The sequence below is a fragment of the Bordetella ansorpii genome, from assembly GCF_900078315.1.
Taxonomy (GTDB): domain Bacteria; phylum Pseudomonadota; class Gammaproteobacteria; order Burkholderiales; family Burkholderiaceae_B; genus Bordetella; species Bordetella ansorpii.
Genome location: NZ_FKBS01000029.1, coordinates 49,592 through 66,382 on the forward strand (window position 1 = coordinate 49,592; position 16,791 = coordinate 66,382).

The following is a 16,791-nucleotide window of genomic DNA, read 5'->3' on the forward strand; positions in this document are numbered from 1 at the left end:
TACCTGCCGGGCTGGGGCTAGAGGACGATCCGGCCAGCGGACAGCGAAGGCAGATCCGCATGTCCCTGCATCTGCCTGAGATCCCGTTCGATCATCGTGCTCAGGTGGCTGATCGGCACATCGTTGGCGCCCCCTTCGAACGGATTCTCCGTGCTCTCGCCCACCTGCTCCAGCGCGGTGTAGATCCAGGAGACGATCACGCTGAAGGGCACCGCCAGCCACACCATGTGACCCTGCATGACGCCCGGCAGGCTCTGCCCGACCTGGTCGAACTGCGCCGTCAGGCCGAAGGGCAGCACCACGCAGAAGGACCGCACGAAAAGCGTGTTGATGATGGCGTACTGGCGTGGATACGGAAAATTCTTGATGCGCTCGGCCTGCCCCTGCAGATCCGATAATTCGCGCAGGCGGCCATTGCAGTCCGCGTATTCCGCGACCGTGATGACGCCCGCATCCAGCAGTTGCCGCACGGCCAGCCCCTGCGCGGCCAGCAATTGCGCGGCCTTGTCGTCGGCCCGCATCAGCGCATCCACCGCCTGGGACGGCAGATAGCGGCGCAACGCGTCCGGCAGCGGCTCGCACTGCTCCGGAATCACATAGTGTCTGCGGTATTCGGCATTGATGGGCTTGCCCAGCGTTTCCCAGGCGCGCGGCTCGCGCAATTGATAGCGCAAGGCCGTCAGCCAGGCCAGATGGCGCCGTATCAATGCGTCGGTCTGCGCGGCATCGCGGGCGCAGGCATGGCTGAGCACGCCCCAATAGCGGCTCGTACTGACGATGCCCATCCAGATCCGCTGCGCGTCCGCGGTGCGGGCGTAGGTCTGCGCATTCTTGAACCCCACGACGAAAGTCGTGGCCGTGCCCAGCAGCGTCACCACCGACAGCGGCAACGTGAACCATCGGACGCCCGCCACCTGGTGCAGCAGCACCGGCACCAGCCCCAACCCCAGCAGTGCATAGATGCTTCTGCGGCTCCATACGACGAATTCGCACAAGCGATAAGACTTGCCCAGATGCATGTGCCGCTCCTGTTTCACCGGGACGCGCGATCGGCCGCGCGTGACGACGGATGCTAAAGAAACGGCGCCCGCGGCGGTAGCGGCCGGAAAGGACGCGCGGCGTTGCCTTGGCGGCAACAATCCGCGCGCCCGCCCGGCCGCGGAATGTCCCGGGAGAACAGGCGCCATTGGTGCAAACCGCACAACAGCATGCTTCGCTTCGCACGCCTACCGCGCCTGGCGGGCCGAACCTAGGATGGCGCCACTGTCCACCCCTTCCCAGGAATCCCTCATGAACGACCTACACAACCCGGTCCGGCGCGGCCTCATCGCCGGCAGCGCCGCCCTGGCGGCCAGCACGCTCGCGATGCGCGCCGACGCCGCTCCGCCGCATCCGGCCAAAGCCGGCCGGCGCGGCGCCATCACCGGCGATACCCTCACCACCCGCGATGGCGCGCAGATCTATTTCAAGGACTGGGGCGAAGGCCCGGCCGTCACGTTCTCGCACGGCTGGCCGCTGAACGCGGATGCCTGGGACGGCCAGATGCAGTTCCTGGTCAACAACGGCTTTCGCGTGATCGCGCACGACCGCCGAGGCCATGGCCGCTCGTCGCAGCCGTCGTCGGGCAATCACATGGACGGCTATGCCGATGACCTGGCGCAACTGATCGAGGCGCTCGACCTGAAGCAGATCACGATGGTCGGCCACTCCACGGGCGGCGGCGAAGTCGCGCGCTACATCGGCCGCCATGGCAACACGCGCGTCGCCCGGGCGGTGCTGATCGGCGCCGTGACGCCCGTGATGCTGAAGTCGGGCGCCAATCCCGAGGGCCTGCCCATCGACGTGTTCGACGGCATCCGGGCAGGCCTGGCCGGCAACCGCTCGCAGTTCTACCGGGAATTCGCCGTGCCCTTCTATGGCGCCAACCGCGCCGGCGCCCAGGTGCCGCAGGGCACGCTGGACCAGTTCTGGCTGTGGGGCATGCAAAGCGGCCAGAAGAATGCCTACGAATGCATCAAGGCGTTCTCAGAGACGGATTTCACCGAAGACCTGAAGAAGATCACCGTGCCCACGCTCTTCATGCACGGCGAGGACGACCAGATCGTGCCGCTGCATACCTCCGCGATGAAGGCCGCGCGGCTGGTGAAGAACGCCCAAGAACGTTATTACCCCGGCGCCCCCCACGGCCTGACGGCCACCATGCAGGACCGCATCAACGCCGACCTGCTGGCCTTCATCCGCACCTCGGCCTGACATCCGTCCGGCCTCTCACCTCTCTGGAGCTATCACCATGCTTACCGCAACCCGACCGCCGGCCGCCCCCGCCGCCGCCCCCACGGACCTGGTCCCCTCCCGCTATGCCGTGAAGATCGGCGAGATCGAGGCGCTGGTGGTCAGCGACGGCGTGCTGCCGTTGCCGACCTCCACCATGGCCACCAACGCCGACCCCGCCGACCTGGCGCAATGGCTGGATCACATGTTCATGCCGCCGGACGCATTCGACTGGCCGCTGAATGTCATGGTCGCCCGCAGCGGCGACCAGACCATCCTGATCGACGCCGGCCTGGGCGGGCAATTCCCCGGTTTCCCGCGCGCCGGGCAGTTTCCCCAGCGCCTCGAAGCCGCCGGCATCCCGCTCGAATCCGTGACCGACGTGATCATCACGCACATGCACATGGACCACGTAGGCGGACTGCTGGTCGAAGGCGTCAGGCAGCGCCTGCGGGCCGACGTGCGCATCCACGTCAGCGCCACCGAAGTGGCCTTCTGGACGTCGCCCGACTTCACCCACACCGTCATGCCCAAGCCGGTGCCCGCCGTGCTGCGGACCACTGCCGCCAGCTTCTACGAGACGTACCGCGACCGCCTCTGCATTTTCGACGACCGGCAGGAAGTCGCCCCGGGCGTCACGGCCCGCCTCACCGGCGGCCATACGCCCGGCCACTGCGTGGTGGATCTGGTCTCGGGCGGCGAACGCCTGACGTTCGCCGGCGACGCCGTGTTTCCGGTCGGCTTCGACCATCCGGGCTGGCACAACGGCTTCGAGCACGATCCGGAAGTGTCGGCGCGCGTACGCATCGACCTGTTCAATGAACTCGCGCAGAACCGCGGCCTGCTGGTGGCGGCCCACCTGCCCTTCCCGTCCGTCGGCCGCGTGGCCGTGGAGGGCGACGCGTACCGCTGGGTGCCGGTCATCTGGGATTACTGACCTTCTGCCGCGAAGGCAGGCGCGCGCGGCTTTCCTGGGCGGACTCCGCGTGCTAAGTTAGCCCCCGTTCGCGCCCTGGACGCAGTGCGCGAACCAAGCTATCCATCCATTTCTTATCCACCATGCAAACGAACCCGGATCGTCTCTTGAATCGCGCAGGGAAGGCATGGAAGGCCAGCCTGTCCGTGCTGGCGTTGAGCATCGCCGTAGCCTGCTTCTCCACCGCCTCGGCAGCCCAGGACCAGACATCCGCCAGCACGTCGACCTTGCAACCGGTTCAGAAAACCGAGATCAAGGACCAGACCGCCTATGAGCGCCTGCTGCACAACAGCGGCATCAGCCTGCAGTGGCTCTGGGCCGACACGCGTGGCCAGTTGAAGGCCGTGGATGAAAAAGACGTGATTCGCCTGGAAGGCGGCCAGAGCAATCAATCCGGCAAGCTCGAACTCAAGGGCGAGGTGGTGTCGATCTCGGCCGACCGTTTCACCTTTCGCGGCACCATCCTGATCCTGGATGCGCCGGACAAGGGCCGCCGTTGCGAGCGCACCGGCGACTACGAATTCCGCGCCACCGGCAAGCGCAAGTACTGGCGGCTTCAGCAGATGGAAGTGTGCGGCGGACTGACCGACTACGTCGACATCTACTACTGACCGCGCCGGCCGACTGTCACAGCAGGATCTGTTTGTACGCCACGGATCCTGTCCGCGATGTCTCCGGCACTCAGGTCTTCGTGGGACAGTGAACACTACCGCTGTTGAACCCCTGGGCTGGCGCCTTCTGCGATGCGGTCGACGAAGTGGACCGCCATGGCGCTATCGCCGTTTCTCTCGATAACAACGTCGGGATCCTTCGCCCCGCCCAGCGCATTGATGCGGGCCTCAGCGGACCGTCCATAGGTAACCCTGAAAATGGCGAACACCCACAAGATCAATATCGATCCAGGCTGGGCCAACACTTCAAGCACGTTCGGAACGTTCCAGACGAATTTGGAATCCGGCCTGCGTCCCCAGGTCAGCCCCAGCGCCACGACGCCTCGGCGGACCTGGGCAACCGTGGCGTCGTAGTCGACGATGTTCTCAAGGTAGAACGACTTGCGCTGGCCGACCAGGCGCTCCAGTTCGCCCTCGCCCATGCGGTTCATGAAGTACGTCAGGCCATCCATTGATGGGGGGTCTCTCACGTCGGCAATTACGTTCGCATCCTTGGCGGACTGCCATCCTCCACAGGGCGCTCCCCGGTTCCGGCAGGCCGGAATTCTCCAACGCCCATCTATCCCCGGACAGCCGCCTCGATCTTCGCGACATCGATCTTCATCATGGTCATCATCGCCTCGAATGCCCGCTTGGCGGCGGCCCGGTCCGGACTGGTGTACGCATCCGTCAGCACGCGCGGGGTGATCTGCCACGACAGGCCCCACTTGTCCTTGCACCAGCCGCAGGCATTGGCCTGGCCGCCGTTGCCGATGATGGCGTTCCAGTACCGATCCGTTTCTTCCTGGTCATCGGTGGCCACCTGGAAGGAAAACGCTTCGCTGTGCTTGAACGCCGGGCCGCCGTTCAGGCCCAGGCACGGTACGCCCAGAACCGTGAACTCGACGGTGATGATGTCGCCTTCCTGGCCGGAAGGATAATCGCCCGGCGCGCGATGGACGGCCTGGACCGCGCTGTCGGGAAACGTCCTGGCGTAGAACGTAGCGGCGTCCAGCGCGTCGCCGTTGAACCAGAGGCAAACCGTATTCTTGCTGACCATGCCGATCTCCTGGTGGATTGATTCGATGGACTGAAAAATCTGCGACTGGCTTTGTGTCGTGACTATCCACCTATCGTAAGGGCGGATGGCGCCGCGTCCAATCCCACCCTCGGCCCGCTTCAGGGTTTTCCCGCTTTGATGACTCATGGTGTTCTATAGGACACTTTGTGTCATAGAATGGCGACAGGCGCCGTTCAAGAACCCAAAAGGGGAAATCATGTTCAGGAAATCAGCAGCGGCATTCGGCTTGGCGGCGGCATTGGCGGCGACGGGCGCGCAGGCCGCGTTTCCGGAGAAACCGATCCGCCTGATCGTGCCGTTCGGCGCGGGCGGCATCACGGACATCGTGGCGCGCCACGTGGGCCAGGCCTGGTCGCAGTCGCTGGGCGGCAACGTCATCGTCGAGAACCGGCCCGGCGCGGGCGGTGTGATCGCGGCGCAGGCCGGCGCCACCGCCGCGCCCGACGGCTACACCGTGTTCATGGGCACGGTGGGCACGCAGGTGGTCAATCCGCTGATCATGCCCAAGCTCAGCTACGACCCGCAGCGCGCCTTCCGCCCGATCGGGCTGGTGTCGGCGGCGCCCTACGTGCTGGCGGCGCGGTCCTCGCTGGGCATCAAGACCTATGCGCAACTGGTGGACTACGCAAAAGCCAATCCCGGCAAACTGAACTTCGGCTCGGCCGGCAATGCCAGTTCGCCGCACCTGGGCCTGGAATTGCTGAAGCTGCGCGAGTCGCTGGACATCCTGCACATCCCCTTCAAGAGCGGCGGCGAGGCCGTGAACGCCGCCGTGGGCGGCCAGGTGGACCTGGTGATGGACGCCGTGCCCGTGGTGATGCCGCACGTGCAAAGCGGCAAGCTCGATGCGCTGATGCTGGCATCCAGCACCCCGGTGCAGGGCGCCGAGCAGGTGCCCACCACGCAACAGTTGGGCAAGCCCGACCTGAACATCGCCTCGTGGGCCGCGTTCTACGTGCCCGCCGGCACGCCGGATGCGGTGGTGGCCAGGCTGAACGAGGCCCTGAAGCAGGCCCTGTCCTCGGGCGAACTGCGCAGCCGCGTCGCCGCCCAAGGCATCCAGCTGTATTCCGGCGAACTGGCCGAACACGACGCCTTCCTGGCCAGCGAGCGCAAGCGCTGGGTCGAGATCGTCAAGCGCGCCAACATCACCCTGAACTGAGCACCATGACCACCGATCCTTCGCATCCCTTGAAAGGCCGGGACCTGCTGCTGGTCGACACGCTGCGCTCGGGCAACGCCTGGAAGATCCGCCTGGCCTGCGGCTGCATGGGCCTGGACGTGCGGCGCCGCTCGCTGGACATCCTGCAGGGAGACCTGGCGCAGCCCGAATTCCTGCGCATCAACCCCATCGGCCAGGTGCCCGTGCTGCAGACCGCGGACGGCGACTGGCTGGCCGAGTCCCCCGCCATCCTCTGGTACCTGGGGCGCGGCACGCCCTGGCTGCCCGAGGACACGCGCACGCAGTCGCGCGTGCTGATGTGGTTGAGCTTCGAGCAGACCCAGCACATGCATGCCTACGCCCAGCCGCGCCTGTTGGTGCACTTGCGCCGCACCGCGCGGGCCGACGACCCGGCCATCGTGGCATGGCGCGAGATCGGCTACCGCGCCGCGGCGGTCATGGAACAGCATCTGGCCACGCAACCCTATTTCGCCGGGGACACGCCCACCATCGCCGACATCGCCCTGTACCCGTACACGGCCATGGCGGCGCTGGGCGGCTACGACCTCTCCGGCCATCCCGCCATCCTGCAGTGGCTGGCCCGCATGCGGCGCCTGCCGGGCTACGTGCCCTTGCTGGACGGCGATCCGGATTAATCTTTACCTTCAGGAGACGATCTATGACCGATACGATGACCTTGTCCAAGGACCAGCTGGTCAAGCAGGCCCAGCGGGACATGGAACAGAAACTGGCCGGCGGCAACTGGTCGCTGCGCCAGAAGCTGGCGCTGACCTGCCGCATCCTGTACGACGGCGGCCACGATTCCGGCCTGGCCGGCCAGATCACCGCGCGCACCGGCGAACCGGGCACGTTCTACACGCAGCAGTTGGGCATGGGGTTCGACGAAATCACGGCCTCGAACCTGCTGAAGGTGGACGAACACCTGAACGTGCTGGAAGGCGAGCGCATGGCCAATCCCGCCAACCGCTTCCATTCCTGGATCTACCGCGCCCGGCCCGACGTGCAGTGCATCATCCACACACACCCGCTGCATGCGGCCGCGCTGTCCATGCTGGAAGTGCCGCTGGAGATCAGCCACATGGACAACTGCGTGCTGTACGGCGACGTGGCCTTCCTGAAGGACTGGCCAGGCGTGCCCGTGGGCAACGAGGAAGGCGAGATCATCAGCGCGGCCCTGCAGGACAAGCGCGCCATCCTGCTGACGCATCACGGCATGCTGGTCGCCACGGAAAGCGTCGAAATGTCCTGCCAGATGGCGCTGCAATTCGAGCGCGCCGCCCGCATGCAACTGCTGGCCATGTCGGCCGGCACCATCAGGCCGATTCCGCCGGAACTGGGCAAGGAGGCGCACGACTGGATCCTCACGCCCAAGCGCAGCGAAGTCGGCTTTGCCTACAACGCCCGCAAGGCGCTGCGCAATCACCCGGACGTGCTGGGCTGATCGTCGCGGTTCCGGCGGGGAAACGGGGCGCCCCGCTGTACCGGCGGGGCGCGGAATTACGGCGTCTTCTCGGCCGCACAGGCCAGCATGGCGCCGCCCAGATCGGAATGGCCCTGCGCCATCACCGCGGCCCCGGCCGATTCCAGGTCGCGCAGCGACTTGTTCTGGCTGAGCTTGCTCTTGCCCACCAGTTGCGTCACGTCGACCTGGATGCCGACGATGGCCTTCAACATCGTGTCGATGAATTCCGGCGCGCTGTCGGTCATTTTCCAGGGGCTGGGCTGCGAGGCCTCATGCACCCGCGTCAGGCGCGCCACCACGCCGCGCACGAAACGCTCGTCGTCCAGCACGGTGATGCGGCCGTGCGCGTGCACCACCCGGTAGTTCCAGGTGGGCACCTGCTTGTGCGCCTCGTGCTTGCTGGGATACCAGTTGGGCGAGATGTAGGCGTCGCCAGCGCGGAACACCACCAGCACCTCGCTGCCGTCGGCCACGTCCTGCCAGACAGGATTGTTGCGCGCCACGTGCGCGTGCAACGTCGCCTGGCCCGAGTCGGCCACGTCCAGCAGAAACGGGATGTGATTGGCATCCAGGCCATTGGCGCCGTTCGTGACGAGCATGCCCAGCGGATAGGCGCGGATCAGTTCGTGCAGAATGGCGGCGTCGGAGACGGAGAAGTGTTGCGGTACGTACATGGCCTGGCTTCCTGGAAAAATCGCCCCCCGCCATGCCGGCCCACCGTGAATGGGGCGGACGCGGTGCGCGAAAACGGGATGCCGGAATCATGCGCCGTAACTGGACGTATATGAACGTCCAGTTATTGCTATTTTTTCCGGTCCACTTTTATGGAATGCTTCCGATACACTGCCGCAAGCAGTTTCGGCGTTCGCGACGGCATTCCGCATGAGAGCCGGCCGCCCGCCCGATTCTCAGGGTTTTACGCTGTTTGTCCATGCCGCGCGCGACCGGACTTCCCAGCCGTGGCGGCGCTTCGCCACATGCCATCATCGGGAATCACCATGCGCGCCAAACTCGCCTGCCTAGCCCTGGGCCTGATGCCCGTCCTGTCTTACGCTGCGCAAGCCAGCGACGCCTCCGTCAGAAAACTGATGGAAGTGACGCAGGTACAGGCCCAGGCGAACCAGATCGTGCAGCAGATGAGTGCCTCGATCAACGCCAGCCTGCAGCAACGGCTGGCCCAGCAGACCCTGACCGCCGACCAGCGCAAGCAGACGCAGAAAATCCTGAGCGACTTCGCGCAGCAACTGACGGCGCTGGTCGCCCAGGAAGTGACCGGCCCGGCCTACATGCAGGACGTGGCCAATGTGTACCGCGAGACGTTCTCGCAAGCCGAGATCGACAGCCTGATCACGTTCTACCAGACGCCCACGGGCAAGCTGGTGGTCGAGAAAATGCCCTTGGTGTCGCAGAAGACCGCCGCGCTGACCATGCAGCGCCTGCCCCAGTTGCAGCAGAAGGCCCAGGTGTTGGGCCAGCAGACCGTGCAGAAACTGCAGGCGGCGGTGCCCAATCTGAAATAGGCCTGGCGTTGTTCACGCGGATGAAGCGTTCGCGTGGCGGCGCACCAACAGACCCCGGCCGGCACAGGCGTATCATGACGCCCTGCCGGCCGCCGCATGCAGCCGGTCCGACACGATAACGAGGAGACCTGCATGCCCGGGGCCCAGCCTGCCCCGGCCGCGTCACGCGCGGCCGTTCCCACTACCCGCCCCATGACCGGCATCTCGCTGCTGGTGCTGTCGCTGTTCACGCTGTCCTGCCTGGACGGCAGCGGCAAATGGCTCATGGCCGCGGGCGTGCCGCTGCTGATCCTCTCCTGGGTCCGCTATGCCATGCACCTGGTGCTGGTGCTGGCCTTGCTGGTGCCGCGCCGCGGCTGGAGGGTGGTGCGTTCGGTGTCTCCCCGGGACCAGATGATGCGCGGCGGCGCCATGCTGTGCGCCACGCTGATGTTCTTCAACACGCTGCACTACATCCCGCAGGCCGAGGCCACGGCGATCGGCTTCCTGGCCCCGCTGATCGTGCTGGCCAGCGCCCCGTGGCTGCTGAACGAACCGCCCCGGCTGTCACGCTGGGTGGCGGCGGGCATCGCCTTCACGGGGGTGTTGATCGTGATCCGCCCCGGCGGCGGGCTGCCGCTGGCGGGCGTCATCTCCGGCCTGCTGACGGCCTGCTGCTTCGCGGCCCAGTACATCTGCACGCGCCGCGTGGCGCGCGACGACCCGTATACCTCGCTGGTCTGGAGCGGCGGCGTGGGCACGGTGGTGCTGACCTTCGCCATGCCCATCGCCCTGCCCCCCGCCCTGCCCGCCCTGCAGGCGCTAGACCTCTGGACCTGGCTGGCGCTGCTGTCCACCGGCGTGACCGGCGCGCTGGGTCATCTGCTGCAGATCGGCGCGTATCGCAACGCGCCGGCGTCCATCCTGGCGCCCTTCACCTACCTGCAGATCATCAGCGCCACCACGGTGGGCTGGCTGATGTGGGGGCATTTCCCGGATTCGCTGACGTGGGTGGGGATTGCGGTGATCTGCTCAAGCGGCATGGGGATCGGCGCGCTGGAGTGGCGGCGCGCGCGGCGGGCCGCTCTGGCGCGCTGACACGGGCTCGGCCTTTGCTGAGCCGGAATGCGGGGCTCTAGCGGGGCTTGAGGCGATGGCAGGCGGGACGGTTTTCCATCACGCCCGCGTTTGCCGCCTCAGGCCACCAGACGCCCGGCCGACAGCACCAGTTGCCGTCCGCAACGCGCCGCCAGTTGCGGATCGTGCGTGACCAGCACCAGCGTGGCGCCCTGCTCGCGGTGCAGTTCGAACATCAGGTCGATGACCGTCTCGCCCGTGGCCGCATCCAGGCTGCCCGTGGGTTCGTCCGCGAACAGCAGCTCGGGACGCACCACGAAGGCGCGCGCCAGCGACACGCGCTGCTGCTCGCCGCCCGACAGCGTGCGCGGGTAGTGATGCAGGCGGTTGCCCAGCCCCACGCGTTCCAGCATGGCCTGGGCCGGCTCGCGCGCTGGCTGGCCGGCCAGCTCCAGCGGCAGCATCACGTTTTCCAGCGCGGTCAGGTTGGGCAGCAGCTGGAACGACTGGAACACGAAACCCACGTGATTGGCGCGCAGCCTTGCGCGCGCGTCTTCGTCCAGGGAAAACAGGTCTTGTCCGGCCAGCCTGACGCTGCCCGTGGAGGGAACATCCAGGCCGGCCAGCAGTCCCAGCAACGTGGACTTGCCCGAGCCCGAACTGCCCGTGATGGCCACGGCGCTGCCGTTTGCCACGCTAAATTCGATACCATCCAGTATCGACAGCTCGCCGCCGGCATCGGCCACGCGCTTGCCCAGCCCCTTCACCTCGATCGAATTGATGCTATTCATGCGCCTACTCTTCCGTGTGTTTCTGGCGGCCGCCGCGGCCGCTCTGTTTTCCACCGCCCAGGCTCAGACCAGCCAGCCCGCGGCGGGTTCCCGCAACGTACTGGTCGTGGGCGACAGCCTGTCGGCCGAATACGGCATCGCGCGCGGCACCGGCTGGGTCCCGCTGCTGTCCCGCCGGATAGCCGAACAATACCCGAATTACCGTGTCGTCAATGCCAGCATCAGCGGCGACACCACCAGCGGCGGCGTCACGCGCCTGCCCGCCCTGCTCAAGCAGCACACCCCCGCGGTGGTGGTGCTGGAACTGGGCTCCAACGACGCGCTGCGGGGCCTGTCGCTGGACATGACCGAGAAGAACCTGCGCACCATGGCCCAGGCCGCCACGAAAGCCGGCGCCAAGGTGCTGGTGGTCGGCATGCGTATTCCGCCGAACTACGGCCGCGAATACACCGAGCGCTTCATGCAGGTCTTCGCCACCGTCTCCAAGGACGAATCCGCGCCGCTGGTGCCTTTCCTGATGGACGGCATCGCCGCCGACCGCACCATGTTCCAGGCCGACGGCATCCACCCCAACGAACAGGCCCAGTCCAAGCTGCTGGACAACGTCTGGCCGAAGCTGCAGCCGATGCTGTAGGGCTTTCTCAAGCAAAAAGGCCGAACGCGATGGCGTTCGGCCTTTTTCATTCAGGCTGTGCTGAAGACGATCAGCCCGCTTCGTTCACCGGCGCGTTCATCAGCGTCTCGGCGCCCGGCAGCACCTTGACGTCGTATTGCTGGCGCAGCACCTTGATCACGGCTTCCTGTTCGGCGGCGCCCCAGGCTTCGCCCAGTTGGCTACCCAGCATGGTGCGCTGGTCCGCGGTGAACGCCGTACCGGCGCCCACGCTGTTCAGGCGCACCACGGTGTAGTCATTGCCCATGGCCACGCCGGCGTAGCCGGGCTTGGCTTCGGTGGCGGGCGCCATGCCCATGATGGTCTCGAGCAGGGGTGTCGGCGTCTGGCCCGGATCTTGGCGCGAGACCGTGACCGGCTGGCCGAAGCCTTCCGGCGCGGTGGCTTGCGCCGGGCCGTCCTGCAGGCCCTTCAGGGCAGCTTCGCCGGCTTCGCGGGCGGCCTTGGTGGCGCGCTCGGCCACCAGGCGGTCATGGATGCTGGCCTTGACATCGGCCAGGGCCGGCACGTGGGCCGGCTTGATTTCTTGCACACGCACGGCAATCATCGTGTCGGGCGCCAGTTCGATGACGCCCGAATTGGCCTTGTCACGCAACACTTCCGAGCCGAACAGGGCCTGGCGCACGCGAGGATTGTCCAGCATCTGGGCATCGGGGCCGGCCGACGCGGCGCCCGCGCCAGCCTGGGTGGCGGGCAACAGGCCGTTGCGGGTGATGCCCGATGCCGTGCGCAGCTTCACGCCCAGCGCGTCGGCGGCGGGCTGCAGGCTGTCGCGCTGGTCGTACACCAGCTTGGTCAGGCTGGTGGCCATGTCGGAGAAGCGGGCCGCAGCCATCTGCTTGCGGATCTCGGCCGTGACCTGGTCCTTGACCTCGGCCAACGGGCGCACCGTGCCGGCCTGGAAGTCGGTGACCTTCAGGATGTGGAAACCCGCGGGCGTTTCGACCACGCCGGAGACCTGATCCTTGGACAGCGACGCGACGGCCTGCTGCAGGCTGGGGGGCACGACCCAACCCAGGTCGCCGCCCTGGGCGGCCGAACCGGCGTCTTGCGAATCTTTGCGGGCCAAGTCGGCGAAGCCGGCCGGGTTGGCGGCGGCCTGCTTGGCAATGGCGTCGGCCTGCTCGCGCGCCTTCTTGCGGTCGGCTTCGGACGTGCCCGGTGCCACCTGGATCAGGATGTGGCTGATGCGGCGACGCTCGGGCTGGCCGTAGCGAGACTGGTTCTGCTTGTAGTAGCTCTCGATGTCGGCGTCGCTGACCTTCACGCCCTGCGTGGCGGCCGACTCGTCGAGCACCAGGTACTGGGCCTGCACCTGCTCGGGCACTTCCAGTTGCTGCTTGTTGGCGTCGTACCAGGCCTGGACATCCTGGTCGGACACCTGGACCTTGCCGCGGAAATCGGCGGCGGCGAACGTGCGCATCTGCACGACGCGCTGCTGTACGAAGGCGGACTCGATGCCGTCGATGACCGAAGCAGGCAGCCGCGCCGACGACGTGACGGGCTGCAGCACGCGGGACACGGCCAGGTCGCGGCGCAGGCCGGCCTCGAACGTGGTCGGCGTCAGGCCCTGGCCGGCCAGCACCTGGCGATAGCGCTCGGGCGAGAAACGGCCGTTGTCCTGGACCTGGGGAATGGCGGCGATGGTGTTGCGCAGCGTGCCGTCGGACACCGAGAAACGGTTGTCGGCGGCCACCTGGGCCAGCAGGCGCTGATCGATCAACTGGTCCAGCAGCTCGCGGCGCATGGCCGGGGTGTCGACCAGCGCGGGGTCGAAACGCGACCCCATGCGCTGGCGCATCTGCTCGAGCTGATTGCGGTGCGCGGCGTCGAACTCGGCGCGCGACACTTCCTGCTTGCCCACGTCGGCCAGCTCGGGCTCGCGGTTGACGAAGCTATCGTAGCTTTGCACGCCGACGAGCAGGAAGGACGGAACGATCAGCAGCAGCAGGATGAACTGCATCCAGCGACGATGAGTGCGAATAAACTCGAACATGGAATCCCTGTTGCCACGCCCGGCATGCGTCGGCACGCCGGGGCTTCAGAAAGCGCATAAAAAAGGGCGATCGATTCGCCCTTGCTAGGTGGCCGGAGTTTACCATCACAACGCGCCATGCAAGGTCTGGCGCCGTCATGCAAAATCAACCCCGCAATACCGGTATTTCGGCCATAGCGCTGCAACAACCAGTGAAGCGCGCTGTTATGCTTGCAGGTCCTGCGGCGCTCCTGTGCGCCCTTTTCCCGCGCGCCCTCGCCCGCCCCGCCCCCATGACCGCCGCTTTCGACTGGCCCTACCCGACGCATATCGCCCATCGCGGCGGTGGCCGCCTGGCTCCCGAAAACACGCTGGCCGCCATGCGCACGGGCCGGCAGCACGGCTATCGCATGGCCGAGTTCGACGTGAAACTGAGCCGCGACGGCGTGGCGGTGCTGCTGCACGACGACGACCTCGACCGCACGTCCAACGGCCACGGCCCGGCCAGGCTGCGCGACTACGTCGAGCTGGCGCAGCTGGACGCCGGCAGTTGGCACGGCCCGGAGTTCGCCGGCGAACCCATCCCCACTTTCGACGCCATCGCCCGCCAGGCCCTGGCCAACGGCATTGCCTGCAACGTCGAGATCAAACCCTGCCCCGGCCGCGACGCCGAGACCGGCACGGCCGTGGCGCTGCTGGCCCGGCGGTTCTGGCAAGGCGCGGCCGTGCCGCCCCTGCTGTCCTCGTTCTCGGAGACGGCGCTGGCCGCCGCGCACCAGGCCGCCCCCGAACTGCCGCGCGCCCTGCTGGTGTCGACCATCCCCGAGGACTGGGCCGCGCGCCTGCGCAAGCATGATTGCGTAGCCCTGAACATCAACCAGAAACACGCCACCCCCGAGCTGGTCCGGGCCGTGCACGAAGCGGGCTACCGCCTGTGCGCCTGGACCGTCAACGACCCCGCCCGCGCGCAATTGCTGCTGGACTGGGGCGTCGACGCCATTTTCACCGACGAGCTGGCCGCCATCCGGCCGGCCGCCTAGGACACCGCTTTGTTCAGTTATAGACACGCCTTCCACGCGGGCAACCACGCCGACGTGCTCAAGCACGCCATCCTGATCCACACCCTGGACTACCTGAACCGCAAGGACGCCCCCTACTGGGTGGTGGACACCCATGCCGGCGCGGGCCTGTACCAGCTGGACGGCGACTGGTCGGCCAAGAACGCCGAGCACGCCGAGGGCGTGGCCCGCCTGTGGGACCGCAGCGACCTGCCGGCCATCCTGGCCGAGTACGTGGCCCGCGTGCGCGGCTACAACTCGGACGGCCGCCTGCGCTATTACCCCGGCTCGCCCTGGCTGACGCTGGACGCCATGCGCGACCGCGACCGCATGCGCATGTTCGAGCAGCACCCCACCGAAATCGACGTGCTGATGCGCAACCTGGAACACCGCACCAGCCCGTCGCTGCGCCAGGTCACCGTGTTCGGCACCGACGGCTTCGAGGGCGTGAAAGCGCTGCTGCCGCCGCCCACGCGCCGTGGCATGGTACTGATCGACCCCTCGTATGAAGACAAGCGCGACTACCGCCGCACCCTGCTGACGGTGAAGGAGTGCATCAAGCGCTTCGCCACGGGCACCTACATGGTCTGGTATCCGCTGGTGCAGCGGGTCGAGGCCGGAGAGCTGGCGCGCCAACTGCAGCATCTGCAGGTCAAGAGCTGGCTGCATGCCACGCTGACGGTGAAGAAACCGGCGTCCGATGGCTTCGGCCTGCACGGCAGCGGCATGTTCCTGGTGAATCCGCCGTGGACGCTGCATGCGGCGCTGAAAGAAGCGATGCCGTTCCTGGCGAAGGAGTTTGCGCAGGATGAGCGGGCGGGGTTTACGTTGGATCAGTTCGAGGGTTGATGCGGTAAGCCGCGATTCCCATCGCGGCAATATCGAGGCCGGGGCGGACATCCGCCCCGGCCTTTGCTTTTTTGCGCAGCCGTCGTCAGAAAAACACGCGCATCGCGGCGTCGATCCGCCCGGTGGATACGATGCGTTCAGGCACTGGCGCGTAGACGAATTCGTATCCCGCACGGGTGATGACTCCGCTCTCCATGACGCGAAATCCGTTGATGGATACGCTGTAGCAGCCAGGCGGAATACCGGCATCCAGCCCGCTCTCGGACCAGGGCCATTCCGTCAGGGCTGCCAGGTCATGAAACGCGGCATGGCGCGTCACTTCCAGGGGGAACTGGCCATTGCGTGCCACGATCCACGCCTCCTCGATCCGACTATGCCGGGCGGCCGGACGGCAGAACAGTTCATAGGCACCATCGTCGATGGACAACAGCGGCACGACAGCGCCTGCGGTGACGACCTCGTCTCCAAGGTCCGAGTTGAAAAACTCGTGCATCAGATCGCGCGTTTCTCCTGCCGCGGGCGTCCAACCCAGAACGGCGTGCAACACCTCCCTGTCGAGCAGGACGATGCCGTTCATTTCGACGTCGAAGGCGGAAGTAAGCTTCATGCGGGCAGGCCTTGATGGATACGCTGCAATGCACGCCACCCGACGGTACTGGCTACGTGGCGGCCTCAGCGGCTGTCAGTCTCGCTGGGAGCGACTCGCATGACCAGGTCGAAGTATCGCCGCAGCTGGAAGGATCTTTTTACCAGCTTGCCAGGCCATGGCCAGCGCCAGCACCGCTGAGCGGACATGTAAAGCCTGACTTCCCATTCATCCGCATGGAAGAAGGAAAACAGGATACTGCTGGAGCCATGTTCCCGCAGATCGCTTACGGCAGCGGCGGTATAAAGCGCACTCAGTCGGGCCTGATCGAGCACCTTCCCGCCGCTATCCAATAGATAGACGACCAAGACCTCTTCGAACAGCATGTCCTGCGTCAGGAAAACCATGTAGCCCTGCTGCCAGGCATAGCACGCCTCCAGCACACAACCCGTGAGTTCTTCGGAAACCTGTCCGGCGGCAAGAACCAGGCGGCATCGCGCAACCTCGTCCGGCCCGCTCAAGACCTCGATGGTGACAGCATCGGATGGCAGCCTGCGCAACATGCGTGCTCCAGCGGGTTGTCGGGATCCGACTGTAGAGTAATCCCGGACTCAGACATGAAAAGCGCATGAGGGCGTTGCGCCGTATGGCGCGAACAGC

At 66.5% G+C, this 16,791-nt stretch carries 19 protein-coding genes; 11 read left to right on the forward strand and 8 right to left on the reverse strand.

The genetic code is table 11. The features are described from left to right. Positions 1 to 17 precede the first annotated feature (17 nt). A complete protein-coding gene (locus A7W11_RS22110; RefSeq protein ID WP_066419481.1) occupies positions 18 to 1,019 on the reverse strand; it encodes a bestrophin family protein in 1,002 nt (333 codons plus the stop codon). A gap of 271 nt (positions 1,020 to 1,290) precedes the next feature. On the opposite strand from A7W11_RS22110, the gene A7W11_RS22115 reads away from it, so the two are divergent. The 3 genes from A7W11_RS22115 to A7W11_RS22125 all read left to right on the forward strand — a co-directional run bounded on the left by A7W11_RS22115 (position 1,291) and on the right by A7W11_RS22125 (position 3,858). Beyond that, on the forward strand, positions 1,291 to 2,253 hold the full coding sequence (locus A7W11_RS22115) for an alpha/beta fold hydrolase (protein ID WP_066419483.1): 963 nt from the start codon (positions 1,291 to 1,293) through the stop codon (positions 2,251 to 2,253). Between the two features lie 37 nt (positions 2,254 to 2,290). Further along, positions 2,291 to 3,208 (forward strand): MBL fold metallo-hydrolase, encoded by a 918-nt coding sequence (locus A7W11_RS22120; RefSeq protein WP_066419487.1) that lies wholly within the window; start codon positions 2,291 to 2,293, stop codon positions 3,206 to 3,208. Between the two features lie 146 nt (positions 3,209 to 3,354). After that, positions 3,355 to 3,858, forward strand: a complete 504-nt coding sequence (locus tag A7W11_RS22125) for a hypothetical protein (protein WP_082887428.1) — start codon at positions 3,355 to 3,357, stop codon at positions 3,856 to 3,858. 95 nt (positions 3,859 to 3,953) lie between these two features. Here the strand turns inward: A7W11_RS22125 and A7W11_RS22130 are convergent, their stop codons facing one another. Both A7W11_RS22130 and A7W11_RS22135 read right to left on the reverse strand, forming a co-directional pair. Further along, the gene (locus A7W11_RS22130; protein ID WP_066419495.1) at positions 3,954 to 4,370 is read right to left on the reverse strand and encodes a hypothetical protein; all 417 of its coding nucleotides are present in this window, start codon (positions 4,368 to 4,370) and stop codon (positions 3,954 to 3,956) included. 107 nt (positions 4,371 to 4,477) lie between these two features. Beyond that, the gene (locus A7W11_RS22135) at positions 4,478 to 4,957 is read right to left on the reverse strand and encodes a VOC family protein (protein WP_066419497.1); all 480 of its coding nucleotides are present in this window, start codon (positions 4,955 to 4,957) and stop codon (positions 4,478 to 4,480) included. 217 nt (positions 4,958 to 5,174) lie between these two features. On the opposite strand from A7W11_RS22135, the gene A7W11_RS22140 reads away from it, so the two are divergent. Genes A7W11_RS22140 through A7W11_RS22150 form a run of 3 tightly spaced genes read left to right on the forward strand, consistent with a single transcriptional unit; the run spans position 5,175 to position 7,602 of the window. Continuing rightward, a complete protein-coding gene (locus tag A7W11_RS22140) occupies positions 5,175 to 6,140 on the forward strand; it encodes a Bug family tripartite tricarboxylate transporter substrate binding protein (protein WP_066419499.1) in 966 nt (321 codons plus the stop codon). A 5-nt stretch (positions 6,141 to 6,145) separates the two neighbouring features. After that, positions 6,146 to 6,796 carry a glutathione S-transferase family protein gene (locus tag A7W11_RS22145; RefSeq protein ID WP_066419501.1) on the forward strand — a complete coding sequence of 217 codons (651 nt, stop codon included), beginning with the start codon at positions 6,146 to 6,148 and terminating at the stop codon, positions 6,794 to 6,796. 23 nt (positions 6,797 to 6,819) lie between these two features. Then, complete coding sequence (locus tag A7W11_RS22150) at positions 6,820 to 7,602, forward strand: aldolase (protein WP_066419503.1); 783 nt, start codon at positions 6,820 to 6,822, stop codon at positions 7,600 to 7,602. A 56-nt stretch (positions 7,603 to 7,658) separates the two neighbouring features. On the opposite strand, the gene A7W11_RS22155 is transcribed toward A7W11_RS22150, so the two are convergent. Then, on the reverse strand, positions 7,659 to 8,297 hold the full coding sequence (locus A7W11_RS22155; protein ID WP_066419505.1) for an FMN-binding negative transcriptional regulator: 639 nt from the start codon (positions 8,295 to 8,297) through the stop codon (positions 7,659 to 7,661). Positions 8,298 to 8,621: 324 nt separating this feature from the next. Here A7W11_RS22155 and A7W11_RS22160 point away from each other — a divergent pair, with 324 nt between their 5' ends. Beyond that, entirely contained in the window at positions 8,622 to 9,143 is a 522-nt protein-coding gene (locus A7W11_RS22160; protein ID WP_066419506.1) for a DUF2059 domain-containing protein, read from the forward strand. A gap of 132 nt (positions 9,144 to 9,275) precedes the next feature. Continuing rightward, complete coding sequence (locus A7W11_RS22165) at positions 9,276 to 10,220, forward strand: DMT family transporter (protein ID WP_066419508.1); 945 nt, start codon at positions 9,276 to 9,278, stop codon at positions 10,218 to 10,220. Positions 10,221 to 10,318: 98 nt separating this feature from the next. On the opposite strand, the gene A7W11_RS22170 is transcribed toward A7W11_RS22165, so the two are convergent. Beyond that, a complete protein-coding gene (locus A7W11_RS22170) occupies positions 10,319 to 10,990 on the reverse strand; it encodes an ABC transporter ATP-binding protein (RefSeq protein ID WP_066134377.1) in 672 nt (223 codons plus the stop codon). Here A7W11_RS22170 and A7W11_RS22175 point away from each other — a divergent pair. Continuing rightward, a complete protein-coding gene (locus tag A7W11_RS22175; protein ID WP_066419514.1) occupies positions 10,989 to 11,624 on the forward strand; it encodes an arylesterase in 636 nt (211 codons plus the stop codon). The two genes, A7W11_RS22170 and A7W11_RS22175, sit on opposite strands and share 2 nt — an antisense overlap. A gap of 70 nt (positions 11,625 to 11,694) precedes the next feature. Here the strand turns inward: A7W11_RS22175 and A7W11_RS22180 are convergent, their stop codons facing one another. Next, positions 11,695 to 13,659: a SurA N-terminal domain-containing protein gene (locus A7W11_RS22180; protein ID WP_066419515.1), complete on the reverse strand. Its 1,965-nt coding sequence runs from the start codon at positions 13,657 to 13,659 to the stop codon at positions 11,695 to 11,697. 272 nt (positions 13,660 to 13,931) lie between these two features. Between A7W11_RS22180 and ugpQ the strand changes: the two genes are divergently transcribed. Beyond that, positions 13,932 to 14,678 (forward strand): glycerophosphodiester phosphodiesterase, encoded by a 747-nt coding sequence (gene ugpQ, locus A7W11_RS22185; protein ID WP_066419516.1) that lies wholly within the window; start codon positions 13,932 to 13,934, stop codon positions 14,676 to 14,678. Between the two features lie 9 nt (positions 14,679 to 14,687). Continuing rightward, on the forward strand, positions 14,688 to 15,545 hold the full coding sequence (locus tag A7W11_RS22190) for a 23S rRNA (adenine(2030)-N(6))-methyltransferase RlmJ (protein WP_066419517.1): 858 nt from the start codon (positions 14,688 to 14,690) through the stop codon (positions 15,543 to 15,545). Between the two features lie 85 nt (positions 15,546 to 15,630). Here the strand turns inward: A7W11_RS22190 and A7W11_RS22195 are convergent, their stop codons facing one another. Both A7W11_RS22195 and A7W11_RS22200 read right to left on the reverse strand, forming a co-directional pair. Beyond that, positions 15,631 to 16,152 carry a hypothetical protein gene (locus A7W11_RS22195; protein WP_066419519.1) on the reverse strand — a complete coding sequence of 174 codons (522 nt, stop codon included), beginning with the start codon at positions 16,150 to 16,152 and terminating at the stop codon, positions 15,631 to 15,633. Positions 16,153 to 16,217: 65 nt separating this feature from the next. Continuing rightward, positions 16,218 to 16,694, reverse strand: a complete 477-nt coding sequence (locus A7W11_RS22200; protein WP_066419520.1) for a hypothetical protein — start codon at positions 16,692 to 16,694, stop codon at positions 16,218 to 16,220. Positions 16,695 to 16,791 lie beyond the last annotated feature (97 nt).

Excerpts from the sequence above, each read along its gene's own strand:
- A7W11_RS22110 (WP_066419481.1), bottom strand. The coding sequence starts at position 1,019 with ATGCATCTGGGCAAGTCTTATCGCTTGTGCGAATTCGTCGTATGGAGC.
- A7W11_RS22115 (WP_066419483.1), top strand. The coding sequence starts at position 1,291 with ATGAACGACCTACACAACCCGGTCCGGCGCGGCCTCATCGCCGGCAGC.
- A7W11_RS22120 (WP_066419487.1), top strand. The coding sequence starts at position 2,291 with ATGCTTACCGCAACCCGACCGCCGGCCGCCCCCGCCGCCGCCCCCACG.
- A7W11_RS22130 (WP_066419495.1), bottom strand. The coding sequence starts at position 4,370 with ATGGATGGCCTGACGTACTTCATGAACCGCATGGGCGAGGGCGAACTG.
- A7W11_RS22135 (WP_066419497.1), bottom strand. The coding sequence starts at position 4,957 with ATGGTCAGCAAGAATACGGTTTGCCTCTGGTTCAACGGCGACGCGCTG.
- A7W11_RS22140 (WP_066419499.1), top strand. The coding sequence starts at position 5,175 with ATGTTCAGGAAATCAGCAGCGGCATTCGGCTTGGCGGCGGCATTGGCG.
- A7W11_RS22145 (WP_066419501.1), top strand. The coding sequence starts at position 6,146 with ATGACCACCGATCCTTCGCATCCCTTGAAAGGCCGGGACCTGCTGCTG.
- A7W11_RS22150 (WP_066419503.1), top strand. The coding sequence starts at position 6,820 with ATGACCGATACGATGACCTTGTCCAAGGACCAGCTGGTCAAGCAGGCC.
- A7W11_RS22155 (WP_066419505.1), bottom strand. The coding sequence starts at position 8,297 with ATGTACGTACCGCAACACTTCTCCGTCTCCGACGCCGCCATTCTGCAC.
- A7W11_RS22160 (WP_066419506.1), top strand. The coding sequence starts at position 8,622 with ATGCGCGCCAAACTCGCCTGCCTAGCCCTGGGCCTGATGCCCGTCCTG.
- A7W11_RS22165 (WP_066419508.1), top strand. The coding sequence starts at position 9,276 with ATGCCCGGGGCCCAGCCTGCCCCGGCCGCGTCACGCGCGGCCGTTCCC.
- A7W11_RS22175 (WP_066419514.1), top strand. The coding sequence starts at position 10,989 with ATGCGCCTACTCTTCCGTGTGTTTCTGGCGGCCGCCGCGGCCGCTCTG.
- A7W11_RS22170 (WP_066134377.1), bottom strand. The coding sequence starts at position 10,990 with ATGAATAGCATCAATTCGATCGAGGTGAAGGGGCTGGGCAAGCGCGTG.
- A7W11_RS22180 (WP_066419515.1), bottom strand. The coding sequence starts at position 13,659 with ATGTTCGAGTTTATTCGCACTCATCGTCGCTGGATGCAGTTCATCCTG.
- ugpQ (WP_066419516.1), top strand. The coding sequence starts at position 13,932 with ATGACCGCCGCTTTCGACTGGCCCTACCCGACGCATATCGCCCATCGC.
- A7W11_RS22195 (WP_066419519.1), bottom strand. The coding sequence starts at position 16,152 with ATGAAGCTTACTTCCGCCTTCGACGTCGAAATGAACGGCATCGTCCTG.
- A7W11_RS22200 (WP_066419520.1), bottom strand. The coding sequence starts at position 16,694 with ATGTTGCGCAGGCTGCCATCCGATGCTGTCACCATCGAGGTCTTGAGC.